We start from the raw sequence: 25,411 nt of genomic DNA, 5'->3' as shown, positions 1-25,411 counted from the left end.
TAAGAAAAAAATAGTAGGAATTTTGGTGTAATGAATCGCGTGTTAAATGTTTTTGCCGGGCCCAGAGCGCTCCAGCTACTTAAGGTATATGGCCTGAAACCTGAGCTTTTTCATACTGTACTTGGTGCATCAGGAGGTCCAAAGTGGTTTGTTCTGGCGGGCATTGATCGAGTATTGATATCCGAATTTTTTAATCGCAGAGCGCAGCCTCTGAATATGGTGGGCTCTTCTGCGGGTGCGTTTCGGTTTGCCTGCCTGACCCAGCCAGATCCGGTGGCAGCCATTAACCGACTGGCAAAAGACTATTCTGAAACGGTTTACAGTGAAAGGCCTGACATTACTGAGATATCTGACAAAGCGTCGGCATTACTGACGCGAATGTTACCCGCAGAGAATCGCCATTTCGTTGCAAATAACCCGGTTTTCGTGGCTCATTTTATTGCAGCCCGGTGTCGTGGGTTGCTGGCGCCGGAACGCAAGGCTATCCAATACCCCGGACTTTTGTTAAGTGCATTGGCCAATGGTATCAGTCGACGCCAGTTGGGCCGGTTTTATGAACGCTTTGTATTTTCAGGAGCCGGACAAGCTCTAAATTTTGAAGACCCCGCCAGATTGAAAACCAGGCAGGTTGCCCTGACAGAAACCAATGTCATAGATGCACTTCTGGCTTCAGGGGCGATACCCGGCATTTTAAGGGGGATCCCCAACATCGAAGGCGCGGGAAAAGGCATGTATCGCGACGGCGGGGTGACAGATTATCATTTCGATTTACGCTTTGACGCCGATGCGGCGTTGACCGATAAAGTCGAAAATAACCTGGTGCTATTCCCACACTTTTATTCTGTGCCAAAACCCGGATGGTTTGATAAATCGCTACCCTGGCGGCATCCTCACAAAATGTGCTATGACAATGTGGTTATGGTGGTGCCTTCTCCCGAATTTGTGGCGTCTTTACCTTATGGCAAAATTCCCGACAGGCACGATTTCAGCAAAATCCCGGTGACCGAACGCCTGGCATACTGGAAAACCGTACTGTCTGAGACAGACCGGCTGGGCGAAGCTTTTTTAAATCTGCAGGATGTAGCCTGTCTCAATGAGGTGCTTAAACCCTTGCCCTTTAAAACGATTTAAGCTTCAGAAAATAGAGCGACCTAAAGCACTGGTAAATAACGCCAGTGCTTCACTACCCGCCAATGAATTGCCAAAGCTGTTGAGCTCCGGCGACCAGACACAAACACTGCATTCGCCGGGAATAATCGCGACGATACCGCCACCAACACCACTTTTGCCCGGTAGTCCTACGCGGTAAGCAAAGTCTCCTGCCTGATCATAGAGGCCACAAACCGCCAACAGGGCGTTTAATTGTTTGCTTTGGCGATGCGTGACCACTTGTTGCTGTGTCACCGCCGATTTGCCCTGATTGGCCAGAAAAAAGAATGCTCGGGCCAGTTCAATGCAGGACATCTCAATAGCACAGGCATGAAAATAGATATCCAGTACTTTTTGTACATCATTGTCGAAGTTATTAAATGCTTTCATCAGGTGCGCCATGGCGGCATTGCGATCACTGAATTGCTTTTCAGAACGGGCCACAACTTTGTTGGAGGTAATACGGGTATTGCCGCACAAGTCCCAGAGCAGTTCTTTGAGTCGTTGTTTAGGTGCTGACAATCGCGTAGCCAACAGATCACATACCTTTATTGCACCGGCATTAATAAAGGGATTACGGGGAATACCTTGCTCTAACTCCAACTGGATCAGTGAATTAAAGGCGTGTCCGGAAGGCTCACGTCCGACTTTTTGCCACAGGCTTTCACCATACAGATTAAACGCCATGGTGAGGCTCAGGACTTTTGAGATACTTTGAATGGAAAATCGTTCGGTGGCATCACCGGCGGAATAGACTTTACCATTGATGTCGCAAATCGCTATGCCCAGCTTTTGACCACTGATTTTTGCCAGTGCCGGAATATAATCCGCCACTTTCCCCTGGCCGAGCAGGGGTTTTACTTCATCTAAAATGCCCTGAAGATCGACTTCATGGCAATCGGAACACTGGCTCATCTGGTCAATATCTCTGAAATAATCAAAAGAATGCGAGTTATAAACGCGTAGCCTGCGACTTGCAAGTCAGCAACGCCATGAAGGTGCCGCCGGTTATCAGCAATTGATTAAAAACTCGGCTTTCAAACGTCAATTCAAAATTAGTGCTTGCACCGGCGGTTTCCTGGCGATAATATACGCGCCGCTTCGAAAGACAGCGCATCAGGCGTTAACCCTTTCAAATCAGTGCGTCCGTAGCTCAGTTGGTTAGAGCACCACCTTGACATGGTGGGGGTCGGTAGTTCGAGTCTACTCGGACGCACCATTTTTTATATTCACCAAAAAATTTCTGTTCCAACGTAATTTTGCAATTTTAGGGTGCTATTGATTTATAGATACCTTGCTGCAACTGCATTCACTGGCGTTTATCACGTCCAGCAAAGCTTTATGCAATCTTTCCAGTGACCCGGTTAAATTTTCCAGATCTTCCGTTGCTGTTAGTATTTCCTCAATTTCTACATCATTTTCTAATAAATTAATGATTTTTGGCAGACGTTGATTTTCGTCTAATTTAGCGTATGTTCCCATAACCGCCTCCGCCGATTTAACCAGGGTAAAAATCTCAGTCATGAACTGAGTGTGTTGTATTCCCTGAGTAAGGTAATCAGCAATTTTTTCGTCGTTCTTTTTGCAACGTTCGCCCTCTGCACTACTCTGTAAAACATCAACACAATATTCCATGTAGTCTTGAATGGAATTGTCTTGATTCAGCTGTGATGCACGGGTGGCAATATTTTTAATGTTTTCACTGCTGGTGATATATTGTTTTAATAATTTGCGAGCTTTCACTCTGGTGGCAAAACTTAAAGTCGGCACATTGGTCGATTCGGATATTTGGTTATTTTTATCTGAATGTTCTACAGGTTCAGGATGGCTTAAGTGATTTTGTTGCAATCGAGCCTTGCCCTTAACAGTGAGTGTATTGGCAACAATTGACTCAGGCAATATCTGAAGTGGAGTATCATCTAGCATTGTCACCCTACCTTGTTCAGTCACTGAAAACGTTACCTTGAATAGTTGCCTGGCATAAAGCATAAAAGCGGACACTTTCCAGCTTTCGGTGTTTGTTCTGATGGCATTGATTGACGTGATGCCATACTTTCGATAAAGGTCATCAGACATTTCCAAATGTGAATTGGGATCTAAAACATAAAAAATGCCTTTGTCAGTGCCATGTAAAGAGCCGTAGAACTTCACGTAGTTAATAACATCAACTGAATTGTTAAGAGACAGTCTATAATCTTTGTTGATTGATGGTAATACGTCGGAAATATTTTCACCCAGTTGATAGAAGCGCTCATTTGTCATATTTCTTAAAAATAAATAGCGCTGATTGGGTTTTGTGTTTTCGTGTATCGAATACAAAACAGCATTTTGTTTTTGTTTTGTGTAGAAAGGAATTTCAATCACTTTTACCTGAAGCGATGACACTTTTTCTATCGTAGCGATGCGTTTGCTATAAATATCAATAGCCCAGGATTTTTGCTCTGGATCCGCATTTTTCCAATCTCCTTCTATTGGGGGATTAATCGGAAGTCTGATTTGTGCAATTGCGTAAGAGGAGAAACACATGACAAATAAAAAGAGTATTAGATATCTTTTGCAAATAGACCAGGCATTGTTTTTTCCACTTTTTGTCATATGAGAAATCACTCTTTATCGTTTTAGTTTAATTTATCACAAGGCGTTGTATTCTATGTGAAAATTTCGCGAATATTATTTTAATTTGTGTCTTTTCATAAAACGAGTCTATAGCGACTAAAATCGGAATGATATTGACAAGTTAAGGGGAAATTTCGCCGGGCACGTTAATCAGAGACAACGAAGAGTGACTGGCGCTGAGGGACATCGAAAAGGCTAGAATGCGCATTTATGTTTGCTCTTAAACAAAGCAAGCCATCTTCATTATACTAATTAGACGGAACGGCCTCTTGTTCAGACTTGGAACACCAAAGCTCAATCTGCAGAGAATGAGTTAAAGCGTCATCAGACAAAATTTAATAACGATGAAACAAGGAACTATCAGTACAAATAGCTCCTCGTTGCTGCTTACTGATTATTGGTCACCGAAGATCTGTTGGCGGGTTTAGGCTTCTTGCTTTGCCATGGGTTGCTTTTACCCGGTTGCGCGTCGTTTCCGCTGGTTTTTCTTGCCTTAGCTGGTCTGCGGCGCTTTTGGCCCGCATTGGCAGGTTTACCACTGCTGTTGCGCTTGGGAGCACCTGATTTAACCGGCTTGCTGGGTTCTGCGGGTAACGCCTGACCTGGCTCAAAACCTTCCACAATTTGCTTGGGAATTCTCAGTTTAATAAAGCGTTCTATCGCGTGGAGTTGTTCGTTTTCAGCGTGACAGACAAAAGAGATAGCCCGGCCATTTTTACCGGCTCGCCCGGTTCGACCAATGCGATGCACGTAATCTTCACACACATTAGGTAAATCATAGTTAACGACATGTGGCAGTTCTGCGATATCAATCCCCCGCGCTGCGATATCAGTAGCCACTAAAACCTGTATTTTATTGTCTTTAAACTGCGCCAGTGCTTTGGTACGCGCCCCCTGGCTTTTGTTACCGTGAATTGCAGCCGCCGGGATGCCTTTTTTCACCAAGTCGGTGGTGAGTCGGTTGGCTCCGTGTTTGGTGCGGCAAAATACTAACACCTGGAACCAGTTTTCACTTTTGACCAGATGAACTAGCAGGCGCGTTTTCTTGTTTTTATCTACCGGATGCACGCATTGTTCGATGCGATCTACGGTAGAGTTTTCTGCCGCTACAGATACTTCAATGGGGTCGTTAACCAGACGCTTCGCCAGATCTCTGATTTCTTTTGAAAAGGTGGCAGAAAACAACAGGTTTTGTCGTTTTTTGGGCAACAAGGCAAGAATCTTTTTAATATCGTGAATAAAGCCCATATCCAGCATTCGGTCGGCTTCGTCCAAAACGAGAGTCTCAAGCTGTTGAAACTTAACGGCATTTTGCTGGTATAAGTCCAACAGGCGTCCCGGTGTAGCAATAAGTACATCGGTGCCTTTGCGCAGTTTCATCATTTGCGGATTAATTTTTACACCGCCAAAAACCACGTTGTAATTCAGATTCAACTCTTTACCGTATTTCATAACATTATCGGCAACCTGCGCAGCCAATTCTCGGGTAGGTGTCAACACCAGAGCACGCACCTGATTGTGACTGGCGCGACGACGACTGTTTGCCAAATTATGCAGTAGTGGCAGAGTAAATGCCGCGGTTTTGCCTGTACCTGTTTGCGCCGCCGCCATAACATCCTTGCCAGCCAATACGGCAGGGATCGCCTGTTGCTGGATATCAGTAGGAGACGTGTATCCCTGAGTTTTTAAAGCGTTTAAAATGGGAGTACAAAGGGAAAGAGAGTCAAATGTCATATAATAAAATCTTGAACCGGAACGAAAAATTGAAAATGAAGCTTCACCCGATGTGAAGGGCCGGGGAGCATACAGGATAAATTGGTGTTTGACTATTTTTTGTTTAATATTTGTTCATATCCACCATAATTATATGGCGTAAGAGTGTCAGTACCGGGACTTTCAATTAACTGTGGTATCATTGGCACACTAACCTAAGTGGGGAATCCGTTGAGTATATTAGTCCGCAATCTGCCCAGGTCGTTATCTGAAGCAGATTTAAAAACAATGTTTACGCCATATGGCGAGATTGAATCTTGTCAGCTGGTAATGGATCAACAAACCGGTCTGTCAAAGGGGTTCGGCTTTATTGAGTTTACCGAGCAAGAAAGTATCGACAAGGCCATCGACGCGCTCAATAGCAAAGTACTGGAAGGGAATAAGATCAGGGTAAAATGGTCAAACCAGGAAAAAAGACAGGCGCCAGTCAGCAGCAAGCCCGATCTGGATTACAGTAATGCCTGGAATCATGTGAAAAAGGACAGTGATGAATAGTACGGACCCGCTACATGGTGTTACCCTGAAAATAATGTTGACAGAGTTGCAACAAGCGCTGGGTTGGGAAGGGCTCAGCGCCCGCGTTAACATCAACTGTTTTAAAAGTAACCCCAGTGTGAAATCCAGTCTGACATTTTTGCGCCGCACGCCGTGGGCCAGAGAAAAAGTGGAAAATTTATATCGCAAACACAAAGGTATAAAACCCGTATACACTCAGCCCAAACGGCAGCCTGACGTGAGCAACCCCTGGGCAACTGCGACACCCAAAAAATCCAGGTAATCTGCCGGTCTTCTATGAAGAAACATGAAGGTTCCTGATAAAGCCCGATAAGTAATTGCGAAAGGCCGTTCTCCCTGAATGGCTGAAAATCTTCAAAAATTGCCATAAATTTATTCAACCGACTGATATTTAAGGAATTTCAGCAATATAAATGTGTAGTAAAAAATACACATTATTCTTTGTTTTGATGATTTTCGGATCATCCTTTTTCATAGTTTATGGGCGTTTCTGCCCCCCATTGACAGCCCCATACCCCAGCTCATAATGGCGTGAAATTAGTCTGGGGAACAGGGCCATGTCGCACTTCCAAAAAGTCAGTATTGATGATCTGCAAACAGGAATGTTTGTGGAGGCCGTGGTGAAACAAACCGGAAACCTCAAGATCACCAGTCAGGGCACGATTAAAAGCAAGAGCGTCATTAGTTGGCTGAAGGATAAGGGAATACTGGAAGTTGTAGTCGATGTCAGTAAATGTGTGCGACTCAAAGCAGATAGTTTCATAAATTTAGCAAACTCGGGTTCCAGGCTTTGCGAGTCAGTGCCGGATACCACAGCGCCCGCTGGCAATGTTGATTTTAAAATCGAAATAAAACGTGCCTCGGCACTATACAAAAACGCTAAAAATATCCAGAAGCGCCTGTTTAATGCAATTGATAAAGGTCTGGATTATGACCTCTATGCCACAAGCAAAATAGTAGCAGCAGTAAGTGCCTCCCTGGATCGCAACGCGAATGCCCTGTTGTGTATGACTCAAATGCGCGAAAAGGGCGGGTATCACTACGAACATTCGGTAAATTGCGGCGTTTTGATGGCAGCATTTGCCAAAGCTATGGGTTTTGAAGAAGCCATTGTTAATGAACTGACACTTGCCGGTTTACTGCACGATATCGGAATGGTGAAGATACCGGCAAAGATAATCAATAAACCCGGAAAGCTCACTGCCGCCGAAATTAAAGTAATGCAGCAACATGTTAAAGTCTCGGTGGCATTACTGGCTCCGTTTCAGGAGGTAAACGAAACGGTTTTAAATACGATTCGTAGTCACCACGAGCGATTAGATGGTACCGGTTACCCATTAGGTATTAGCGGGGATAAAATCAGTTTGTATAGTCGCATGTTAGCTATCGTTGACACCTACGATGCGATGATTTCAGAGCGGCCTTACAAAAAACCCATTTTGGCCGCCAATGCACTAAAATTATTGCTCAAATATTCAGAATCAAAATACGACAGAGAGCTGGTGTGTAAGTTTATCAAGTGTATTGGTGTTTATCCTATTGGCTCTTTGGTTAAACTGAAAAGTGAAAAAATCGCCGTGATTACGGATCTGAATAATGACATGGTGTTTCGTCCTAAAGTGACTGCATTTTATTCCACCCGCTCCAATCACTTTTTGGCTAAAAGAACCATCGATTTGGGGCTACATCACAGTGAAGAAATATCTGAACCTACCTCAGCCAGAAGCTACCGCATTGATTATGTACGTTTTTTCGAAGAACAGTTACAAGCGGTGTAACCTGACTTAAATCAGATCCTTATTCAGAAAGTGCTTTCTCATTGCAAAATTGTTAATTGAAGTCCGTTGGTACTTTAAATATGCAAAAAAGTGTGTCTTAATTACAATTTAATTATCCTTAAAAATCAGACCTGTGGCGCGAGCTTCTAGTTAAAAAGTACAGGTTTGCAAAATGAATAGTGCAAAGACTGGCGAACAGAGCTAGTATGAACTTTCACATAATAGAAAGGTGGAGTAGTTATGGCGTCCACGGATGACAATAACAATGATGAATTCGTATACCACGAATATCTCAGAAAATTGCCATTAAAATCTGCATTGGCAAATTACTGTCGGGCACTGTTTTTTGAGCCCCTTAACTTGCTGCACGTGGGGCTGATACTGTTGTTGAAAACCCCCATGATGCTGGCTGTACCTGGTAAAGTTGCTTTTTCATGGCAGCTGTACTGCATGGGTATCAAAGCGCTGCCCACCAGTTACGCAGTAGCCAGAAAAGAACTTCTGTTAAAACTCTTCCATCGCTATTAATTCTAAAATCCATCGATACCGCTAATCACTGACAAATACCTGGCAGGTATTTGTCTGCTGAGTCCTTGTCTGGCTGAAGTAATGCTACCTTTTAAGTCGAAATGCCAATGCCTGGCCCTTGTTTTCAGGGTCGTATAAACTGCCGGTGAGGCCTTAATTGTGGCAAGTAATTACTCATTCCTATTGAGAAATTGATTGCGCATTTGTGCAGGAAAAAACAAATTTATACCGATGATGATGTTTATTTTTCCATTGTTCACTGACAATAAAATTATACAGGGTAGGAGTGCCAACGATTTTTGCGCGGTATGCGGACACAGACTGACCTTGCTAAAGCTTTAAACTAAGCAGTCTGCCTTCATCCTCAAAATACGAGGCTTAGGTGCCGGGTATTATGCCCGAAAAAAGCACATTTGCGCTCTCAATCCTTTGAATTATACCCCTAGTACTAATGATCTTATGCCCGGTTTGATAGTCAACGTGAAAGGTTTTGCTTCACGGTTTTTGCCCAGGGTTTCGCGCTATACGTTTGATCATACAGTGGTTTTAAACGCTAGTTTAAAAAATATTCATCAAGGCATTGTGGCCTTTCAGCTTTGTTGCTAACTTAGACATAATTTTGGTTTTATAGAACATTCGTTATGCCTTTCGCCGTTCGGGTTTTGTTATACAAATTTGTTATGGTTATGCTGAAGTTGGTGACCGTGTTTATACCTGCTCCTAAACCCACAATCTATTCTGGTGCGGGTTCTTCACTCAAACTTTGTGAATCTCTGAATTACATGGGGGTTAACCGGTTACTGATTGTTACCGATGAGATGTTGGTTAAATTGGGGCTTTTGGAACCCATTGAACAACGGTTAAAGGCCTTGAATATCGAATTCGTGGTGTTTGATAAGGTGGTACCTGATCCGGGCTACCAGATAGTTGAGGCGGGTGTAGATTTAGGGGTGACTCACAAATGTGATGCGGTTCTGGGATTTGGTGGAGGCTCATCACTGGATGCGGCAAAAATCATTGCAGCGAGACTGACTAATCCGGTCCCCATCAAAAAATTAGTGGGTGTTTTGAAAGTCAAAGTAGCTCCCGTGCCGATTTTTACAATTCCAACTACCGCCGGTACGGGGTCAGAAACAACTATAGCTGCCGTGGTGTCGGATCCCGATACTAACCAGAAGACACCGGTTATCGATCCCAAATTAGTGCCTGTAGCCGCAGCCTTAGATCCGGTATTAATGACGGGGTTGCCACCACAGATAACGGCAGCAACCGGTATGGACGCCTTAACACATGCCGTCGAATCTTACATTTCCAGACATGCCGCTCCTGATACTGATGTGTATGCGCTCAGCGCCGTTAAGATGATAATGAAGTATTTACCCGTCGCATACAAAGACGGTAATAACCTGGAAGCCAGAGAAGCCATGGCATTGGCGTCGTTTTACGCCGGTGCGGCATTTACTAAAGCAAATCTGGGTTATGTACATGCAATCGCTCACCAGTTTGGCGCCTTTTACCACACCCCTCATGGCCTGGCTAATGCCATTGTACTACCGAAAGTATTGGATTATTCGTTGCCGGCCGCCACTGAACGTCTGGCGCAATTAGCTGTTGCCACCGGGCTGGGTGATCACAGTGAAGCCGAACCGGTTTTAGCGCAAAAGTTTGTTGATTCGGTCAAAGCTCTGAATCAGCAAATCGGTATACCGTCGACGCTGGATAAACTAAAGCAAGAAGATATCCCGGCGATAGCTAAAGGTGCATTAAAAGAGGCTCACTATTTATATCCGGTTCCCAGGTACATGAATAACAAACAATGTCAGGCAATGGTGAGCGCCATGCTGGCTTCGTAAAACCTGTCTGCATATTTTCTGGGTTACTTTATACGCCTAAAGTATTAGTCAATTGTGATTATCTAAGCGTTTACATTGTGCTACTTTGGCCTCTTTAATTCTTTGACGGGGCCTGGTTACCTTGACGCGTGAATCTTTGCAGTCCCACGATATATTATTGTTTGCCGTAGCCACTTTGCTGGCTTGCACTGCAAATTATTTTCCAATCGATTTTTTTACCGGCTCACAACTGATTCTGGGAAATGTGATTGCGGTGGCGGTCACTTTGTTGCTGGGGGCCAGGTATGGGATTGCCTGTTGCCTGATTTCCGGATTAGTGACCTGGTTTAACTGGCAACACCTCTATGTGTTACTGCCGTTTGCGGGAGAAATTGCGGTAATCGCTTATGCCAGGGGCAGACAAAAAAGTGCTTTTTTGTTTGGTATCCGATACTGGTTTACAGCGGGATGGATCGTGGTTGCCATTCAGTATTTTAGTTTCAGTGATTATTTTGTTATTACAAAATTTGCCATAACTGTTAAATACATCGTCAATGGTATTGTTAATGTGATGTTCGGCTATGTCTTAGCCTATTTGTTACGTCCATATATCAAATCTTCCTGGCGAGAATCCCTTCATTTTAGCCGCATTATTGCGGTAGCCATCTTTATAGCGCTAACAACCGGACTATTACTCAACACCTTTTACTGGTTAAAACGCTACCAGTCAGAAGCGCTGGGTTATCTGCAGGAGGAGTTGCGTCTTGAAAGTGAAGTGGTGGCGTTAAAACTCCAGGGTTACTTGCAGGAACATCTCCAGGTACTGGAGCTGGCTGCCGATTTAAATCAAACACAAACAGACAACTGGTCGGTGACAATTCAACAACTCGCGACCAATTATCCGGACATTTTAACGTTGTTGGTAACCGACAAAGCGGGGATGATCACTGCAACGCACCCAGCCGAAATGTTGGCCGCGATCACGTCTCAGTCTACAGCGTCTGTCAGTGTGGCCGATCGGCCTTATTTTTATCAGGTAAAAGCCAATAAACAGCCCTTTGTATCCGATGTATTTCAGGGACGCGGATTTGGCAATGATCCCATTGTTGCGCTGTCGGTGCCCAAAAACCGGGCAGGGTCGTTTACCGGTATTTTGGAAGCGTCTTTAAATTTAAAACGACTCGCCAATCTGGATCGTAAGAAAATACATCACTCACAACAATTGCTGATTCTGGATAGCGAGTCGCGGATCATTTTTTCTTCTGAGGAACTGGGGTTTGATTTTTTACAGGATATGAGTGAAGAACCCGTGCTCAGACACCTCAAAGACCGTGGCAATTATTATTTCGTGACTGCCAATGGCGAGTATTGTATGGCAGAACGGAGTTTTATTGAGGGCAGCAACTGGCAGGTAATTAGTTTACTACCGCGCACAATTTATGAGCAGAATGTTGCCTCCAATCTGGTCTGGTCCTTGTCGATATTAGCGTTGATATTGATGGTGTGTTTTTGGGCAGTAGAAAAGTTAGCCAGAAAGATTAGCGAACCCATTGTCAGTTTTAGTCGGGAGTTATCCGCTATTAGCGACTCCGGAGACTTTCAACGACTGAAGTCCATTCGATTTAGCTCTGAAGTAAAGGAGTTTCAACGTATCGTGCCGGTCATAAGGCGCTTTGCAGAAAAGCTCAGCACCAGTATCAAAGAATTGGAAACAGCCAGCCGCAAAGCGGTAACGGCAAACAAGGAACTTGAGCAGTTAAATCGCAACCTGGAAGATGTCGTCTATGAACAAACCAGTGAACTTAAACACGCGCTGGAAGAGGCCCAACAAGCAAACAAAACTAAGTCGGAATTTCTGGCCACGATGAGCCATGAAATACGAACGCCCATGAATGGCGTATTGGGAATGCTGGAGTTGATCGAGTTAACACCTTTGACGGCAGAACAGAAAGCTCGGCTGCGGGTGGCACGCTCCAGTGCTGAATCGCTGTTAAGTCTGATCAATGACATTTTAGATTTTTCTAAAGTGGATGCCGGAAAAATTGAATTCGAAGCGATCGAATTCGATATGATTAAATTGCTAAGCGATGTTACCGAAGCAATGGCGTTAGAGGCGGTGAATAAAGGCAATCAACTGGTGATGTCGGCCCATCAGTTACGGCACGCATATGTGATTGGCGATCCGGGGCGGATACGTCAGGTGCTGACTAATATTCTGGGCAATGCCAACAAGTTTACAGACTTCGGCGACGTTGCCGTTATTGCTCACAGTAGTGAGCAGCAGGACAGGGTGTTGTTTACAATTAGCGTCAAAGACACCGGGATCGGAATTCCGGATGACAAACTCGCCACGTTGTTTAATCCATTTACACAGGCTGATGCCAGCACCACCAGAAAGTTTGGTGGTACTGGATTGGGGCTGTCGATATCTCAACGATTATGTCAAATGATGGGCGGCGATATCAGTGTTGCCAGCCAGGCAGGTGAAGGCAGTGAATTTACCATTACGTTGCCATTGTTACCGGGCAAAAAGCAAACCGAAATAGTGGATTTGGCGTTACTTTATGAACGCGTAATTTATATATACGAGCAGCACAAATTACCGTTTTTCAGCGAATACCTGCGTGCTTTAAATGCGCGACTTTTGTTGGTTAAACCGGCGATGTTGTGCACTGCCCTGGAAAAGGTAAAGAGTCTGGCAAAAAGCCCATTGCCTGTACTTATTTTGATTGATGAAATGCCCTGCTCAGAGGAACTGGTAAACGCACTGAAAAAAGCGCAATCTGAAGGCGGGCAACTGGTGCTACTGAACTCTGTTAAATCAACGCAACACCCTTTACAGTCAGAACTCAACAATGTGGCTACCTGTGTAAAACCTGTTACCCCCGTTAATTTCAGAAATGCCATTTTAGGGGGTGAAAACGATGGCCAACAAGTTGGCGGCACTAACGAGGCGGTGAACACCGAGGTGGCAGGCAAAAGGGCACTGTTGGTGGAAGATAATCCCATCAATCAGGAGATTGCCTTGCATATGCTCAATGAACTAAAACAAAGAGTGGAAGTAGCGGCTAATGGTGCTGATGCCATTGAGCAATTGCTGAAATCTTCTGAGGGTTTTGATTACATTTTAATGGATTGTCAAATGCCGGTAATGGATGGCTTTGAAGCAACGCAGCACATTCGTTCAGGCGCGGCAGGCGGTCGATATCGGGGAATACCGATTGTTGCATTAACTGCCAATGCTATGAAAGGCGACAAAGAGCGCTGCCTGGCGGCTGGCATGAATGACTATCTGTCTAAACCGATTTCAATTGAATCTCTGAGAGGAAAAATCCGCTCAGTGACAAAATCCGTGGAAACCTGGCAAGAATTTTAAGCGAAAAGGCCCATCAGCTGGTACGCACCGCAACTTCGCAACGTTTAAACAGGTTTTGCCAAACGGTTACGTGCTCTTTGATTTGCTGTAAGAATGTCAGGTGTTCTTCCGGAGCAAGCCAATTCCCTCTGCTTTCGGCAAGTGGCAATTGTGCAAGTATTGGCGTTATTTGGTAGTACCAGGCGTTGATTTTGCCAACATGAGGCTGAATCTTCTGGATGAAAAATAAATTAAAAACATTGCTCAGGTATTGCGCTTTTTGTTTGTGTCCCGGGTGAGATTCGCAGTCGAGGTACGCCGTCTCAATGGCAATAAAATCAGTTAAACGTGGCAATATTTGGTTAAATATACGGATATCATTTTTGATTTTTGCCGGGGTTTTGGCGTTGGCTATGTTGTTCAGACTGTCTTCCAGACGCCTGGTTTCGACAGTTTTACCCGATTCAGCGGATTCCGGTGAGTGCTGGCTCAGTTGCTTCCAGCTTTGAATGGCAAAGCGGTGATCCTCTTCGGCGCTGAAATAGGCCTGGCGGCTCCATAGGGCAACGCTGATCTCAGGGCTGGTGTTTACCAGGTTCAGCCAGTTTTGTTGCACATCACGTTGCTTTTGTTCGAGTAGCGGCAACAGACTGGCCTGCACTTCGTCGGAAGTACGAGTCAGACAATCTTTGAGCGCCTGATATAAGCGAAAATCGTACAAATAGCGTTGTGAAGGAGCCTGCAGCTTACCCAGCGTGGTGTTACGCTCAGCAATAATGGGTTTGATACCACAATCAGGTAACTGGTAAAACTCATTGAGCTTAATTTGCCTGGTTGCTGTTACCGGTTGCGCTTTTTTGGGGGGGGCCATGCTATCAGCGGCAGCGATGGCCGTGACCTGCCAGTCTGCCTCCAGGATGTAGGCTATGCGTTGGCCGTATTCGTCCAATGTTGATTGCAGGAAGGGTTTTTGTGAACACGCACTGACCCCCAACCACAAAAAAACGGTTATCACCCAGCGGGAGGTTAGTCTGTAAAAAAGCGATTTAGTATATCTGTTCGTCATCCGAGCTGACACTGAGCTCTACGGTTCGGCTAACTTCATTCAAATGTAAGTTTAAATGAATTGGGTTACAACAATTGGCACAGTCTTCTATGTAATCCTGGTCGCCATTACTACAGTCTAAATCCAGATGAACCGGATGCCCGCAATGTGGGCAGTTAATGTCAGTATGTTTTAAAGTATGATCATTGAACATGGTTTGCCTCGCTATTCTGGTAATCATGACCTCGTGTTTAATTTCGCTAGTGTTTTTGCAGTTGTTTTAACGTTTCCTGTGCCGTTGTAACATACGCACCTCCAAACATTAGCGCATGATTTAATAAATGGTATAACTGATAAACAGGGCGCCGTTGCTGGTAGCAATCAGAAAGCGGCCAGACTTCCCGGTATCCTTCGTAAAAGGCTGCGGGGAAGGGACCAAACAGCTCGGTCATTGCCATATCCGTTTCCCGGTCACCATAATAACAGGCCGGGTCGAACAGCACCGGCGTGTGTTTGAAGAATGCCACATTGCCGCGCCACAAATCGCCATGCAGCAGCGACGCTTCCGGTTGGTACCCTTTGAGTAAGTTGTATATTTGCTGTGTTGCTGAGTCTATGTTCACAAACCGAATACCGTTTGTTGCCATCATGCGCAACATAGTGCCAATTCGGTGCTCACTATAGAAAGACGCCCAATCCGTATCCCATTGGTTTATCTGGCGGGTGCGTCCGATAAAGTTATTAAAATGACAACCGTATTGGCTTTCGGTGTGAAGGTGCAATTTGGCTAACTGACGTCCCATTTCCCGCCAGTCCGTTGATTCCCCGTCACCTAGCGTCAGGTGTTCCAGTACAATATAGGCGTGTTCCTGAGTAGACCCGGTGCAGATAACTTTGGGAATTCTTACGTGCGCCGCTTCATGCAACAGTGATAGTCCATGCGCTTCTGCATCGAAGCTTTCTTTTTGTGGAGCCACATCGACTTTGACAAAGAAGCGCCTCCGACCATCGGATATTTTATAAGCCCGATGACTATCGCCACCAGACACTTCTCTGATGTCATCACAGATGAAGTCCTGCTGTATTGCATGACTTATGTTGTCACTGATGAAATGCCACATGTTCGTTAACCTACCCAAGATCAGTTTTCACTGCTAATAACTGACCAACCTGTTTGCCTGATGCCATGTTGATAACAGGAGAGTGCGCTCTGGCAGCAAGTCTGTTAATTATGGTGAATAACTGGCTAAATTTAAGGGGCAATCACGGATTTTTATGGAACTTCAGGGTAAGCCAATGGTTTCTCTTGATATTTTTTTTTCGCAAGTTGGGTTTTAAGCGCCTTAAAGGTATTCATTGTTGATTGTTTCATGGTTGTGCGCACTAACCAGTCAGGAAGAATACCACCTGGTTTAGCCGTTCCGGCCCAGGTAATCAGCGTGTGTGTCGAAGATGTTTGTGTTGCTGACCAGCAGCCTTCAATGTCTTGCATAGCGACTAAATGATTGGCGTCATTAAAATCAGGATGTTGCGCAACCTGAATGTGCATTTTTTGGTGGCCAGGGAAAAAACGCAGGGTCGATTGAGTGCTCATTTTACGATCACTGAAAGGCCAGGGGGCATGAAACTCGGTATAAACCAGATCGGTATATTTATCGGTACCGGGTAGTGATACGACCTGAATAACATCATCTATCCATTGTGGTGCGTTAGCTGTATCTCTCAGTAAATTCAGCAGGCTCCAGTAGGGTGTTTCTGCCTGGGTTTGCGCTTTTATCCATGTGCGCTGTTGGCTGTCTTCGGCGCGCCAAATCGTAACACCGGCTTGTTCCTGCTCAGCTTGCCAGTCTAACGCGGGTTCGCACGCCAATGACCTTACTGGCAGCAAAAGCAAAAATAAAACAGCGGCGACGGATAAACCAGCTGGTTGTGAAAAATGTCTCAAAAACGGTTTTAACCGCATATTGTGCCAACTCCAGGGTGGAAAATTCACGAGTCAGTTGTTAGACTCGCGACGCGATTTGCGCAAGTTTTGATGGATCTCGTTATTTCATAGACAAAGCCAGATTGCAAAGCATACTTTTTTATACTGAATTTAGCATGTGGCGTTTGGTAGGCGTCACCACTGTAAAAGGAAAACTCATGCCAGTTATTACTCTCCCTGACGGAAGTCAGCGTCAATACGACAATCCTCTTTCCATTTTAGATGTTGCCAACGATATAGGCCCAGGTTTAGCCAAAGCAACGATAGCCGGTGCTATCAATGGTGAACTGGCCGACGCCAGCGATATTATCACCGAGGACGCTGCGCTTCGAATTATCACCGCTAAAGATGACGAGGGACTGGAAATTTTGCGCCACTCCTGTGCGCACCTGTTAGGTCATGCGATCAAACAACTATGGCCGGATACCAAAATGGCCATCGGCCCGGTAATTGACAACGGTTTTTACTATGATGTCGACATGGAGCATTCGCTAAGCCAGGAAGACCTGGATAAATTGGAAAAGCGAATGCTGGAATTGGCCAAAACCAATTACGACGTTGTTAAGAAAAAAGTAGACTGGCAAACCGCAAGAGATACCTTTGAAGGTCGTGGTGAAAGTTACAAAACCACTATTCTTGATGAAAACATAGAAAAAGATGACAAGCCGGGCTTGTACCATCACGAAGAATACATTGATATGTGTCGTGGTCCGCATGTACCCAATATGCGCTTCTGTCATCACTTTAAAATCATGAAGGTTGCAGGCGCCTATTGGCGTGGCGACAGCAACAACAAAATGTTGCAACGTATTTATGGCACGGCCTGGGCGGATAAAAAACAACTGAAAGGCTACCTTAAACGCCTGGAAGAAGCTGAAAAACGCGATCACCGTAAAATTGGTAAAGCCCTGGATCTGTGGCACTGGCAGGAAGAGGCACCTGGCATGGTGTTCTGGCACAACGATGGCTGGTCGATATACAAAGAACTGGAAAAGTACGTTCGTGAAATGTTAGTGGATTACACTTACGATGAAGTGAAAGGCCCATTGATGATGGACCGCTCCTTGTGGGAGAAGTCTGGTCACTGGGATAAGTACGCAGAGAACATGTTTACTACCCAGTCTGAAAATCGTGAATATGCCGTAAAACCCATGAATTGCCCGGGTCACGTGCAGATCTTTAACCAGGGTTTAAAATCTTATCGTGATTTACCGTTGCGCATGGCCGAGTTCGGCAGCTGTCACCGCAATGAGCCATCAGGCGCGCTGCACGGTCTGATGCGGGTGCGTGGTTTCACCCAGGATGATGCCCACATCTTCTGTACTGAAGAGCAGATCCTGGACGAAGTTAGCGGCTGTATCAAAATGGTCTATGAGGCATACAAGACCTTTGGCTTTGAAAACATTGTCGTTAAATTATCTACTCGTCCGGAAAAGCGAGTGGGTGACGATGAAATGTGGGACAAAGCAGAAAAAGGCCTGGCCGATGCCCTTACTGCAAATGACATTGAGTTTGAAGTATTGCCGGGTGAAGGTGCGTTTTACGGACCTAAGATCGAATTTACACTTTACGATTGCCTTGAAAGGGCATGGCAGTGCGGCACCATCCAGCTGGATTTCTCTATGCCTGGCCGACTGGGTTCAACCTATGTCGCAGAAGATGGCGAGCGCAAAGTGCCGGTAATGATTCACCGGGCAATCTTGGGATCACTGGAGCGTTTCATCGGTATTTTAACCGAAGAATACGCGGGGCAATTCCCGACCTGGTTATCTCCAACCCAGGCTGTGGTGCTTAATATTACCGATAATCAGGCGGATTACGTTAAAAAAGTCACGGAAAAACTACAAAAACACGGAATTAGAGCAAAGTCGGACTTGAGAAATGAGAAGATTGGCTTTAAAATCCGCGAGCACACTATCAGGCGTGTTCCATACATGCTGGTAATCGGAGATCAAGAGGTGGAAGCTGGAGAAGTAGCTGTCCGCACTCGAAAAGGTGAAGATTTAGGAAAATTTGCTGTAGATGATTTTATCAGCAAAATCACTGAAGAAATTCACCAGAAAAAGATTTGCTAATTTTCTCGGAGGAATAACCTATTAAAAGAGGTAACAATAGAGCGGACAGCGGTAATAAAGAACGTATTAATAACGAAATTACTGCCAATGAAGTTCGTCTGATTGGAGCTGACGGAAGTCAGGCGGGGATAGTATCCCTGAATGAAGCCCTGGATAAGGCCACTGAAGCTAATATGGATTTGGTTGAGATCAGCCCGAATGCTGAGCCACCTGTCTGTAAAGTTATGGACTATGGGAAATTCCTCTTCGAGAAAAGTAAAGCTCAAAAAGAGCAGAAGAAAAAGCAGAAACAAATTCAGGTCAAGGAGATTAAATTTCGCCCTGGCACTGATATAGGCGACTACCAGGTAAAACTGCGCAACCTGCGTCGCTTTTTAGAAGGTGGTGACAAAGCCAAAGTAACTATCCGTTTTCGCGGACGTGAAATGGCACACCAGGACATCGGTATCGATCTTTTAAACCGGGTTAAAACCGATTTGGAAGACATCGCTACTTGTGAGGCCTTCCCTAATCGGGTTGAAGGTCGCCAGATGATCATGGTGTTGGCACCCAAAAAGTAGAGGTTGTAAGGCCTGCAAGTAATCCATTGAGCTTGCTCGAAGGGTTCGCCTTGCGACTATGTAGCAATTGCTATGCACGCCTTTAATGTTTTAGCGTGTTTAGCCTTAAAAATGCGGAGTATGTAATCATGCCCAAAATTAAAACTAATCGCGGTGCCGCGAAGCGTTTTAGAAAAACCGCTTCAGGCCGCTTTAAAAGCAAACAGTCTCACCTGCGTCACATTCTGACTAAGAAGAGTTCTAAGCGTAAACGTCACTTGCGTGGCAAAAAGCTAGCTCATGATGCAGATACTGCGTTGATCCAACGCATGTTACCTTACGTGTAAGAGAGGAGACTGAATAATGGCAAGAGTAAAACGCGGTACTATCGCACGTGCTCGTCACAAAAAAGTATTAAAAGCTGCAAAAGGTTATTACGGTGCGCGTTCACGTGTATATCGCGTAGCCTTCCAGGCGGTTACTAAAGCAGGTCAATATGCTTATCGTGACCGTCGTCAGCGCAAGCGTCAATTCCGTCAATTGTGGATTGCACGTATCAACGCTGCAGCACGTTCTAACGGTATGTCGTACAGCCGTTTTATTAATGGTCTGAAAAAAGCTTCTGTAGAAATCGATCGCAAAATTTTGGCGGATATTGCGGTACACGATAAAGCAGCTTTCACAGCATTAGTAAACGCCGCTAAAGGCGCATTAGCTTAATTTTTTAACAAATTTAGCTTAAGTTCTTATATGGGAAACGGGATGCAGGATGCATCCCGTTTTTCTTTTTGGGCTGATAAAAAATCTATATTTATCAGTTTCTTATCTAGAAAATCTGGATATTCCTTCCTACAAAAACAGATTCTCCTACAAAAAAACGCGCATAACGTAGGAGCGCATTTTGGGCACAAAAAAACCGCTTTAGAAAAGCGGCTTCTTCACTAACCAGATAGTTGGCGCTATCTGACACAAAAACAGTTACGGACTGTTTAAAAATTCACTTTCAGTTTAGTGAAGGGGTACCTTTTTGTCTAGTGGTTTGGTTGCTTTGCGAACAATCAATTGAGAAATAGGCAACACAACAAAATAAAACTAAGTCATTCATTAAATGCAATTTTAAAAACCAAAAACCTTCACCCAATGCAAAAAGATTTAATAAGGTTTGTACGTGACCTCTATTATCAACCTTTTAAGGCAAAAGAGCTCTTCTTTCACAGTTCTATTAATGATGGAGAGTTAAATGGTAAACGTCTTATGCGCTCTGAGGGGAGGGAGAGTATTTGTCTACTACTAGCTGCATGTATAGCTTCTCTGAACCTGGCGAACTTCAAATTAGAGACGCCTTTGAGCAGTGGTGGAGCAAAAAGCTTGTCTTGGCAAGATTTACTCCGGTTTTTACCGGATGGTTATAAAACCTACAATGGTCGCCCGAATGACTCAATTTACGAGGCGTCTAGGGTTCTCCAAAAGTTGAATATTCTTGGTTTGGTTCTGCAGTATGAAGTTATGGAAAATGGCGACAAACGGGCAGTACCGGCTATTAAATGGCTCAATAAAAATTGGTTAGTAAAAATTAAGGCTGTTAAGTTTTCTCACCTTACTCGAGTGGCGAAGTACACAAAAGAGGGCATTGATGCCAAATTCAAAAAATGGAGACTGCGAAATAAGGGACATAGTGACCATATAATTGCTGAAGCAGAGTACAGGAAGCAGCTCTCAGAAAAGGTTGGCGAAGAGAAGGCTGCACGACTACTTTCTCAGAATTCCGATCGACAAAAGATAGATGAGTTTCTGAAGTTAAAGGCAATGTTCCCTGTTTCGGTGATCAGAAAAACTTATCCAGAACTGTTTATTTAACAAGTCACAATAAAAATACCAATTAGACACACCGGCTTCAGCCGGTTCTCGTCGTGCTTCGTTCTTTACTGTTGTGTGATTTCATACTTTTTTGCCTTCATGTAATCCAGAAAAATATAAAAAATTTGGAAAATCGGCCTTATTTTTTGTGTTGATTACCCATTGAATCAAGAAATAAAAATATATCCGGTAGTTAATGATTTACATCCTGTAATTATGTGAATATATCCGAGTTGTTTCTATATTCACGTATATCTTCATTATATTAATAAGGCGCGCCTCCCGGCGCAATTTGATCGCTGCGCTATGCAAATGTGGCGTCGCGTTAGCCTGGCGAGCCAGGCGGCGACAGAAGGCCATTCTAATTAGTTCGGGAACGGTCACAGACTCATTATTCAAAAGAATCTACCTAACGCTTTTGTCTAGCAGGAGGGGAGTTGAGATCTGTTGTTTCATCAATATCAGAGCGCCCAGAATCAGTGAACAGCTTCTTGCATCTCTAGTGACTACCATTCCAATAGATCTCTTGTTCCAATAGCTCTGGCGACTCCTGCGGGACGCAGGAGCCTGTCTAGCATGGCTTCGCCATTGAACGTACATAGTACGGATGGTTGACAATAGTGTCAATGCGATATAGTATGGGCTTTGTCCGTACATAGTACGGTTGAATGTGTTTTTAAATGTTATGAATGTTTCAAATGTATAAGGTTAAAACGGAGAATGATAAATGAAAAATCTAATCGCGGTACTTGTGGGTACATAATTTGAGGAGGCTCCATGACTTAAATCAATAATTAAACAGGACTATGTAAAATGACTGCATTAGCAAAAAATGAATATAAAACAGCGCTTGGTAACGAAAAGCCTGCGCGTATTGAACTTAAAACTACGCCAACAGTGAAGCAACAGTTGGAAACGGCAGCAGATTTGAAAGGCATTAGTTTAACCGCTTTCATGCTGTCGATTGCTCAGGAAAAAGCTCTACAAGTAATCGAGTCCAGCCACGTTACTAGGTTAACTAGGGACTCTTGGGATGTGTTAGATAGGGCAATGAGTAAACCTGTAGAACCAACTGATGAACTGAGGGCCTTGATGAAACGAAGGTGAATTTAAATGACAGAAGAATGCCAGCCGGCAATATTTCCACTAACAGAAATAATTATAGATAAAAGTAGCACTCAGGACTTTGATTGCGGTCAGAAGTTCCTAAATAATTTTTTAGTAAAGAGCTGCGCCAAAAAATTAGAAAAGAATTTAATTCGAGGTCATGCGGTTATGATGGGCGATCAAATTGTCGCTTACATTACATTGCGAGTGCATAGCCTCGAGAAATCGTGGTTTGTCGGTACTGGAAGTCTCCCTAAGCAAGTCCCAGTGCTAATGATCGATCAGATCGCAACCGATTTGCGCTATCAAGGACGAGGGATTGGTAGGGATTTACTTGCCGAGGCATTTAAAAGCGCTGTTATAATTAGTGAGCAAGCAGGACTTAAAGGAGTTGTGTTGTGGTCACATCCCGATGCCGTGGGCTTTTATAGTAGATTGGGGATGGTATCTATAGCTACTAAGCAAGACGGGGATATCGAATTAACATTGATGTTTATATCGATTGAGTCGATTATTGCCGCCATGGAAGACTATCAGGCAGCGTCATGAAGTTAAATTACCAATAAAGCCACCGTTTCAACGGTGGTTGCTTAAAAGAGTAAGCTTTATTCGAGAGAGGGAGCTGTGAAAAAGCAGGGAATGACAATAGAAACTAGTTGGGTAGCCCCCCTAGAAGAGGTATTTGCAGAATTAAATGATGAAGCCAAAAAATCTGCTCGTGACCAGTCAAAGGAGGCCTATAAATTAATGTTAAAGTGGGGAGTGACCACAACAGTATTCTTAATCTTGATAGGAACATTTGTCTACTGGAACCCTTTTGAACGTGACATTCACACTTGGTTTGCCAGATCAGGCTCATTGATAGTGTTAATTCCGCTGTTAAGTGAAATCTGGTTTTTGTCGGCATTTAATAAACTTATTCCAGAGGATTCTTCTTCAGCCTATCCAAGGTTACTCATTTGCGTTTATTTAGAACGTAAATTTAAAAAATTAAGATGCTTCTCAGTAATTGTTACTACGACATTAATTATATCGGGGACACTCATATGGGGGTATGGAGATTTGATTCAACTGCTGTAGTTGAACGATAACTAGGGAACGTAATAGGGAGTAGCATTCAAGCGAATGCGTCACTACTTTGTTCTTGCATCAACAAAGTTTTAAATAACTTCGTGTAATTACCTATTTCAACATACTCTCTCTTACTTTTGGTGGTAAATCGTCTTGCCATTCAATTTTTGAAGTATCTTGATTGTACTTAACCAGAATTTGCCCTCTATGACGTCCATTCATCTTGATTATTTCATAGGCTTGAGACAACTCTCCTGCTGAATAATAATCTGCCATGAAGTCTAGAAATGCATCGGTTGCTTTTTGATATTCAAATTCATCACATAGCTTTGGTAATAAAAGCTTGAAAGTAAAACCACTTGCTGTTTCGGCAATAACAGAAAAAGACAATGTATAAGGGTTGTCATTATTTTTCTTTCCTGCACTAGAGTACAAAGTAGGTTCAAACCTGCGAGTTTTTATTGTCTTGTCACACAGTTCTGATATCCCTTTCTTTAAAAATTCGTAGTGGTCTTTTGCCACCTCTTTTAAAAAGGACTCAAAATATGGCTTTCCAAGAAAAACGGCAATGGTTGTAGGAATAAACCATTCTGCACAGGCAAAGGGACCGGGCTTTGGCATTTTTTTTAAATCCAATCCTACTTCCATTTGATCCACTGTTGCTACGAACTCATCGAAGAATGACTCCTCTATTACATCAATGTGCACAACACCTACATTAGTTCCTTTCATATCAATTCCTTTCTCATGTTTGGTGACAATATTTAACAACCAGATTTCTCTTTGGGAATAACTGGGGGCAAATGCAATTGAATGCTTGGAAGCTAACCCCTGAAAATGCTGGTTTTGTCCACAAATCGTCATTAACCCAGCAAAACTCAAAAATAGTTAATTTGACCAAAATTTACAGTAGCACTTTTACAACTAAAAACGCTACTGAAAGATATGATTTTGAGACATTGGACAAAATCACAAAGCCAAACGAATCTGACTGGTTCCAGAAACCGTGATTATGTTAAAAAGCTACAAAATCGACAAAATTGCTTTATCATAAAATTGTTGTTATTTTTTGCCTGTTAGCACAGACCGGAACTGATTATCAGGGTGCTAATCTCGGTTTGATAATTTGACGTTTCAGACCCTCAGCCTAGAGCGAGATGAAAAAGAGAACTCCGATAACCTCAAAATGCTTGGTGCTTTTCACATTGGTTCAATTGTCACACTGAACCACAAAAAGAACTTTCAGGTACAGTGAAAAATACAAAGCGCAAGCCTTTACATTGTTTCTTTGCGGTTTCCCAACAGCATAATTCTTGAGCACTATTTAGTCGCGATTGTTAAAAGTATATGCCGTCAAATTTTGGGAAGATTTGGTCTATGGTGTATAACCACCAAAGTCCATACAAAAGCACGAAAAAAAATAAGCCTGAAATTGTACTGAATGCTCTGGCTTTGCTGATGTTTCGAAGCTTAGAGTTTGTATAAAACCAGTAACAATTTGCTAAAAAAAGTGCATTTGCAATAAACAAGATCAAAGTCATTAGCCAAGCCGTAAAATAAGGGTAGTTTCCAAGAGTTGGAATGTAGCTATCCATGAACAAAACTATATTTAAAAACGCAAATGAAATTGTGAAATTTCTGATGCTGTCAAATAATGTTTTTATATCTTCACGCAATGCACCTAGCCTCGGCTTTTCTGCTAATACATCTACGTTGCCATAAATTTGTTTGTTAGATTTTTCTGTGGTTTCTGCTGACATGATTTTCAGTTGGTTTGCAAAAAGTACTAGTTTGTATTTTTTCAATGCTTAGTCTGTAGGAAATGTTATTGATTTTGCGTAAGAAAATTGATTAGGTGGCTTAATATGTTTAGGGTTTTAAAGCTCCTGTAAAGCAGCCTTGGCTGCGTGGTTAACATTTTTATTTGGGTTTCCTGCACCTGCTTAACTCGCGACTTATATTATTTAATACCTCAATGAGGAGTTCAAACGAAGTGCTGAAAGCTCCTTGAGGTATTAAATAATATAAGTATTGATACTGAAAGTGCAGGAATGTGAGGGTTCTATCGAGTTAAGTACAGTTGATTTTCATAATCTGTACTAGCTCAGGCCTGATCTGACAGTTACCCGTTTTTTGGGTGCCAGTGTCAGTTCTTTTTGGGCTGATAAGGATGTTTAGCAAACTCT

General features: G+C 43.6%; 24 protein-coding genes and 1 tRNA gene. 16 read left to right on the top strand and 9 right to left on the bottom strand.

The window, feature by feature from the left end:
- The first annotated feature begins 30 nt into the window (after positions 1 to 30).
- On the top strand, positions 31 to 1,131 hold the full coding sequence (locus tag LJ740_RS03560) for a patatin-like phospholipase family protein (RefSeq protein WP_229527673.1): 1,101 nt from the start codon (positions 31 to 33) through the stop codon (positions 1,129 to 1,131).
- 3 nt (positions 1,132 to 1,134) lie between these two features.
- Here LJ740_RS03560 and glsB read toward each other — a convergent pair whose 3' ends face one another.
- Positions 1,135 to 2,064, bottom strand: a complete 930-nt coding sequence (gene glsB / locus LJ740_RS03555; RefSeq protein ID WP_229527672.1) for a glutaminase B — start codon at positions 2,062 to 2,064, stop codon at positions 1,135 to 1,137.
- 227 nt (positions 2,065 to 2,291) lie between these two features.
- Between glsB and LJ740_RS03550 the strand changes: the two genes are divergently transcribed.
- Positions 2,292 to 2,368, top strand: a tRNA-Val gene (locus LJ740_RS03550).
- 56 nt (positions 2,369 to 2,424) lie between these two features.
- On the opposite strand, the gene LJ740_RS03545 is transcribed toward LJ740_RS03550, so the two are convergent.
- The gene (locus tag LJ740_RS03545) at positions 2,425 to 3,744 is read right to left on the bottom strand and encodes a hypothetical protein (RefSeq protein WP_229527671.1); all 1,320 of its coding nucleotides are present in this window, start codon (positions 3,742 to 3,744) and stop codon (positions 2,425 to 2,427) included.
- Between the two features lie 408 nt (positions 3,745 to 4,152).
- Positions 4,153 to 5,499: a DEAD/DEAH box helicase gene (locus LJ740_RS03540; protein WP_229527670.1), complete on the bottom strand. Its 1,347-nt coding sequence runs from the start codon at positions 5,497 to 5,499 to the stop codon at positions 4,153 to 4,155.
- Between the two features lie 210 nt (positions 5,500 to 5,709).
- Between LJ740_RS03540 and LJ740_RS03535 the strand changes: the two genes are divergently transcribed.
- The 6 genes from LJ740_RS03535 (at position 5,710) to LJ740_RS03510 (ending at position 13,568) form a co-directional block, all read left to right on the top strand.
- Positions 5,710 to 6,033, top strand: a complete 324-nt coding sequence (locus LJ740_RS03535) for an RNA recognition motif domain-containing protein (protein ID WP_229527669.1) — start codon at positions 5,710 to 5,712, stop codon at positions 6,031 to 6,033.
- Positions 6,026 to 6,316, top strand: a complete 291-nt coding sequence (locus LJ740_RS03530; protein WP_229527668.1) for a VF530 family protein — start codon at positions 6,026 to 6,028, stop codon at positions 6,314 to 6,316. Before LJ740_RS03535 ends, LJ740_RS03530 begins: the two co-directional genes overlap by 8 nt.
- A gap of 295 nt (positions 6,317 to 6,611) precedes the next feature.
- The gene (locus tag LJ740_RS03525; RefSeq protein WP_229527667.1) at positions 6,612 to 7,832 is read left to right on the top strand and encodes an HD-GYP domain-containing protein; all 1,221 of its coding nucleotides are present in this window, start codon (positions 6,612 to 6,614) and stop codon (positions 7,830 to 7,832) included.
- Positions 7,833 to 8,072: 240 nt separating this feature from the next.
- The gene (locus LJ740_RS03520; protein ID WP_229527666.1) at positions 8,073 to 8,360 is read left to right on the top strand and encodes a hypothetical protein; all 288 of its coding nucleotides are present in this window, start codon (positions 8,073 to 8,075) and stop codon (positions 8,358 to 8,360) included.
- A gap of 641 nt (positions 8,361 to 9,001) precedes the next feature.
- Complete coding sequence (locus LJ740_RS03515) at positions 9,002 to 10,213, top strand: iron-containing alcohol dehydrogenase (RefSeq protein ID WP_229527665.1); 1,212 nt, start codon at positions 9,002 to 9,004, stop codon at positions 10,211 to 10,213.
- 121 nt (positions 10,214 to 10,334) lie between these two features.
- Positions 10,335 to 13,568 (top strand): ATP-binding protein, encoded by a 3,234-nt coding sequence (locus LJ740_RS03510; protein ID WP_229527664.1) that lies wholly within the window; start codon positions 10,335 to 10,337, stop codon positions 13,566 to 13,568.
- 13 nt (positions 13,569 to 13,581) lie between these two features.
- Here LJ740_RS03510 and LJ740_RS03505 read toward each other — a convergent pair whose 3' ends face one another.
- The 4 genes from LJ740_RS03505 to LJ740_RS03490 all read right to left on the bottom strand — a co-directional run bounded on the left by LJ740_RS03505 (position 13,582) and on the right by LJ740_RS03490 (position 16,462).
- Positions 13,582 to 14,496 (bottom strand): DUF3080 family protein, encoded by a 915-nt coding sequence (locus LJ740_RS03505; protein WP_229527663.1) that lies wholly within the window; start codon positions 14,494 to 14,496, stop codon positions 13,582 to 13,584.
- A gap of 97 nt (positions 14,497 to 14,593) precedes the next feature.
- On the bottom strand, positions 14,594 to 14,806 hold the full coding sequence (locus tag LJ740_RS03500) for a CPXCG motif-containing cysteine-rich protein (protein WP_229528036.1): 213 nt from the start codon (positions 14,804 to 14,806) through the stop codon (positions 14,594 to 14,596).
- A 46-nt stretch (positions 14,807 to 14,852) separates the two neighbouring features.
- Positions 14,853 to 15,713, bottom strand: a complete 861-nt coding sequence (locus LJ740_RS03495) for a fructosamine kinase family protein (protein WP_229527662.1) — start codon at positions 15,711 to 15,713, stop codon at positions 14,853 to 14,855.
- Between the two features lie 152 nt (positions 15,714 to 15,865).
- Positions 15,866 to 16,462 (bottom strand): SRPBCC family protein, encoded by a 597-nt coding sequence (locus LJ740_RS03490; RefSeq protein ID WP_229527661.1) that lies wholly within the window; start codon positions 16,460 to 16,462, stop codon positions 15,866 to 15,868.
- A gap of 272 nt (positions 16,463 to 16,734) precedes the next feature.
- On the opposite strand from LJ740_RS03490, the gene thrS reads away from it, so the two are divergent.
- From thrS to LJ740_RS03450, 8 genes are all read left to right on the top strand, one after another.
- Positions 16,735 to 18,651, top strand: coding sequence for a threonine--tRNA ligase (gene thrS / locus LJ740_RS03485; RefSeq protein WP_229527660.1), 1,917 nt, complete (start codon positions 16,735 to 16,737; stop codon positions 18,649 to 18,651).
- 20 nt (positions 18,652 to 18,671) lie between these two features.
- A complete protein-coding gene (infC, locus tag LJ740_RS03480; protein ID WP_229528035.1) occupies positions 18,672 to 19,211 on the top strand; it encodes a translation initiation factor IF-3 in 540 nt (179 codons plus the stop codon).
- A gap of 128 nt (positions 19,212 to 19,339) precedes the next feature.
- The gene (rpmI, locus tag LJ740_RS03475; protein WP_229527659.1) at positions 19,340 to 19,537 is read left to right on the top strand and encodes a 50S ribosomal protein L35; all 198 of its coding nucleotides are present in this window, start codon (positions 19,340 to 19,342) and stop codon (positions 19,535 to 19,537) included.
- 16 nt (positions 19,538 to 19,553) lie between these two features.
- The gene (rplT, locus tag LJ740_RS03470; protein ID WP_229527658.1) at positions 19,554 to 19,910 is read left to right on the top strand and encodes a 50S ribosomal protein L20; all 357 of its coding nucleotides are present in this window, start codon (positions 19,554 to 19,556) and stop codon (positions 19,908 to 19,910) included.
- 342 nt (positions 19,911 to 20,252) lie between these two features.
- Positions 20,253 to 21,047: a hypothetical protein gene (locus tag LJ740_RS03465; protein ID WP_229527657.1), complete on the top strand. Its 795-nt coding sequence runs from the start codon at positions 20,253 to 20,255 to the stop codon at positions 21,045 to 21,047.
- A gap of 813 nt (positions 21,048 to 21,860) precedes the next feature.
- On the top strand, positions 21,861 to 22,154 hold the full coding sequence (locus tag LJ740_RS03460; RefSeq protein ID WP_229527656.1) for a type II toxin-antitoxin system TacA family antitoxin: 294 nt from the start codon (positions 21,861 to 21,863) through the stop codon (positions 22,152 to 22,154).
- A gap of 6 nt (positions 22,155 to 22,160) precedes the next feature.
- Positions 22,161 to 22,703, top strand: a complete 543-nt coding sequence (locus LJ740_RS03455; RefSeq protein WP_229527655.1) for a GNAT family N-acetyltransferase — start codon at positions 22,161 to 22,163, stop codon at positions 22,701 to 22,703.
- Positions 22,704 to 22,778: 75 nt separating this feature from the next.
- Positions 22,779 to 23,234, top strand: coding sequence for a hypothetical protein (locus tag LJ740_RS03450; protein WP_229527654.1), 456 nt, complete (start codon positions 22,779 to 22,781; stop codon positions 23,232 to 23,234).
- Positions 23,235 to 23,336: 102 nt separating this feature from the next.
- Here the strand turns inward: LJ740_RS03450 and LJ740_RS03445 are convergent, their stop codons facing one another.
- Entirely contained in the window at positions 23,337 to 24,089 is a 753-nt protein-coding gene (locus LJ740_RS03445) for a hypothetical protein (RefSeq protein ID WP_229527653.1), read from the bottom strand.
- A 473-nt stretch (positions 24,090 to 24,562) separates the two neighbouring features.
- Complete coding sequence (locus tag LJ740_RS03440; RefSeq protein ID WP_229527652.1) at positions 24,563 to 25,030, bottom strand: hypothetical protein; 468 nt, start codon at positions 25,028 to 25,030, stop codon at positions 24,563 to 24,565.
- Between the last annotated feature and the right edge of the window lie 381 nt (positions 25,031 to 25,411).

This window comes from Planctobacterium marinum, assembly GCF_020687805.1.
Taxonomy (GTDB): Bacteria; Pseudomonadota; Gammaproteobacteria; order Enterobacterales; family Alteromonadaceae; genus Planctobacterium; species Planctobacterium marinum.
The sequence above is the reverse complement of the archived record's forward strand: the minus strand, read 5'-3'. Positions and strand labels throughout refer to the sequence as shown.

Excerpts from the sequence above, each read along its gene's own strand:
- LJ740_RS03560 (WP_229527673.1), top strand. The coding sequence starts at position 31 with ATGAATCGCGTGTTAAATGTTTTTGCCGGGCCCAGAGCGCTCCAGCTA.
- glsB (WP_229527672.1), bottom strand. The coding sequence starts at position 2,064 with ATGAGCCAGTGTTCCGATTGCCATGAAGTCGATCTTCAGGGCATTTTA.
- LJ740_RS03545 (WP_229527671.1), bottom strand. The coding sequence starts at position 3,744 with ATGACAAAAAGTGGAAAAAACAATGCCTGGTCTATTTGCAAAAGATAT.
- LJ740_RS03540 (WP_229527670.1), bottom strand. The coding sequence starts at position 5,499 with ATGACATTTGACTCTCTTTCCCTTTGTACTCCCATTTTAAACGCTTTA.
- LJ740_RS03530 (WP_229527668.1), top strand. The coding sequence starts at position 6,026 with ATGAATAGTACGGACCCGCTACATGGTGTTACCCTGAAAATAATGTTG.
- LJ740_RS03525 (WP_229527667.1), top strand. The coding sequence starts at position 6,612 with ATGTCGCACTTCCAAAAAGTCAGTATTGATGATCTGCAAACAGGAATG.
- LJ740_RS03520 (WP_229527666.1), top strand. The coding sequence starts at position 8,073 with ATGGCGTCCACGGATGACAATAACAATGATGAATTCGTATACCACGAA.
- LJ740_RS03515 (WP_229527665.1), top strand. The coding sequence starts at position 9,002 with ATGCCTTTCGCCGTTCGGGTTTTGTTATACAAATTTGTTATGGTTATG.
- LJ740_RS03500 (WP_229528036.1), bottom strand. The coding sequence starts at position 14,806 with ATGTTCAATGATCATACTTTAAAACATACTGACATTAACTGCCCACAT.
- LJ740_RS03495 (WP_229527662.1), bottom strand. The coding sequence starts at position 15,713 with ATGTGGCATTTCATCAGTGACAACATAAGTCATGCAATACAGCAGGAC.
- thrS (WP_229527660.1), top strand. The coding sequence starts at position 16,735 with ATGCCAGTTATTACTCTCCCTGACGGAAGTCAGCGTCAATACGACAAT.
- rpmI (WP_229527659.1), top strand. The coding sequence starts at position 19,340 with ATGCCCAAAATTAAAACTAATCGCGGTGCCGCGAAGCGTTTTAGAAAA.
- rplT (WP_229527658.1), top strand. The coding sequence starts at position 19,554 with ATGGCAAGAGTAAAACGCGGTACTATCGCACGTGCTCGTCACAAAAAA.
- LJ740_RS03460 (WP_229527656.1), top strand. The coding sequence starts at position 21,861 with ATGACTGCATTAGCAAAAAATGAATATAAAACAGCGCTTGGTAACGAA.
- LJ740_RS03455 (WP_229527655.1), top strand. The coding sequence starts at position 22,161 with ATGACAGAAGAATGCCAGCCGGCAATATTTCCACTAACAGAAATAATT.
- LJ740_RS03445 (WP_229527653.1), bottom strand. The coding sequence starts at position 24,089 with ATGACGATTTGTGGACAAAACCAGCATTTTCAGGGGTTAGCTTCCAAG.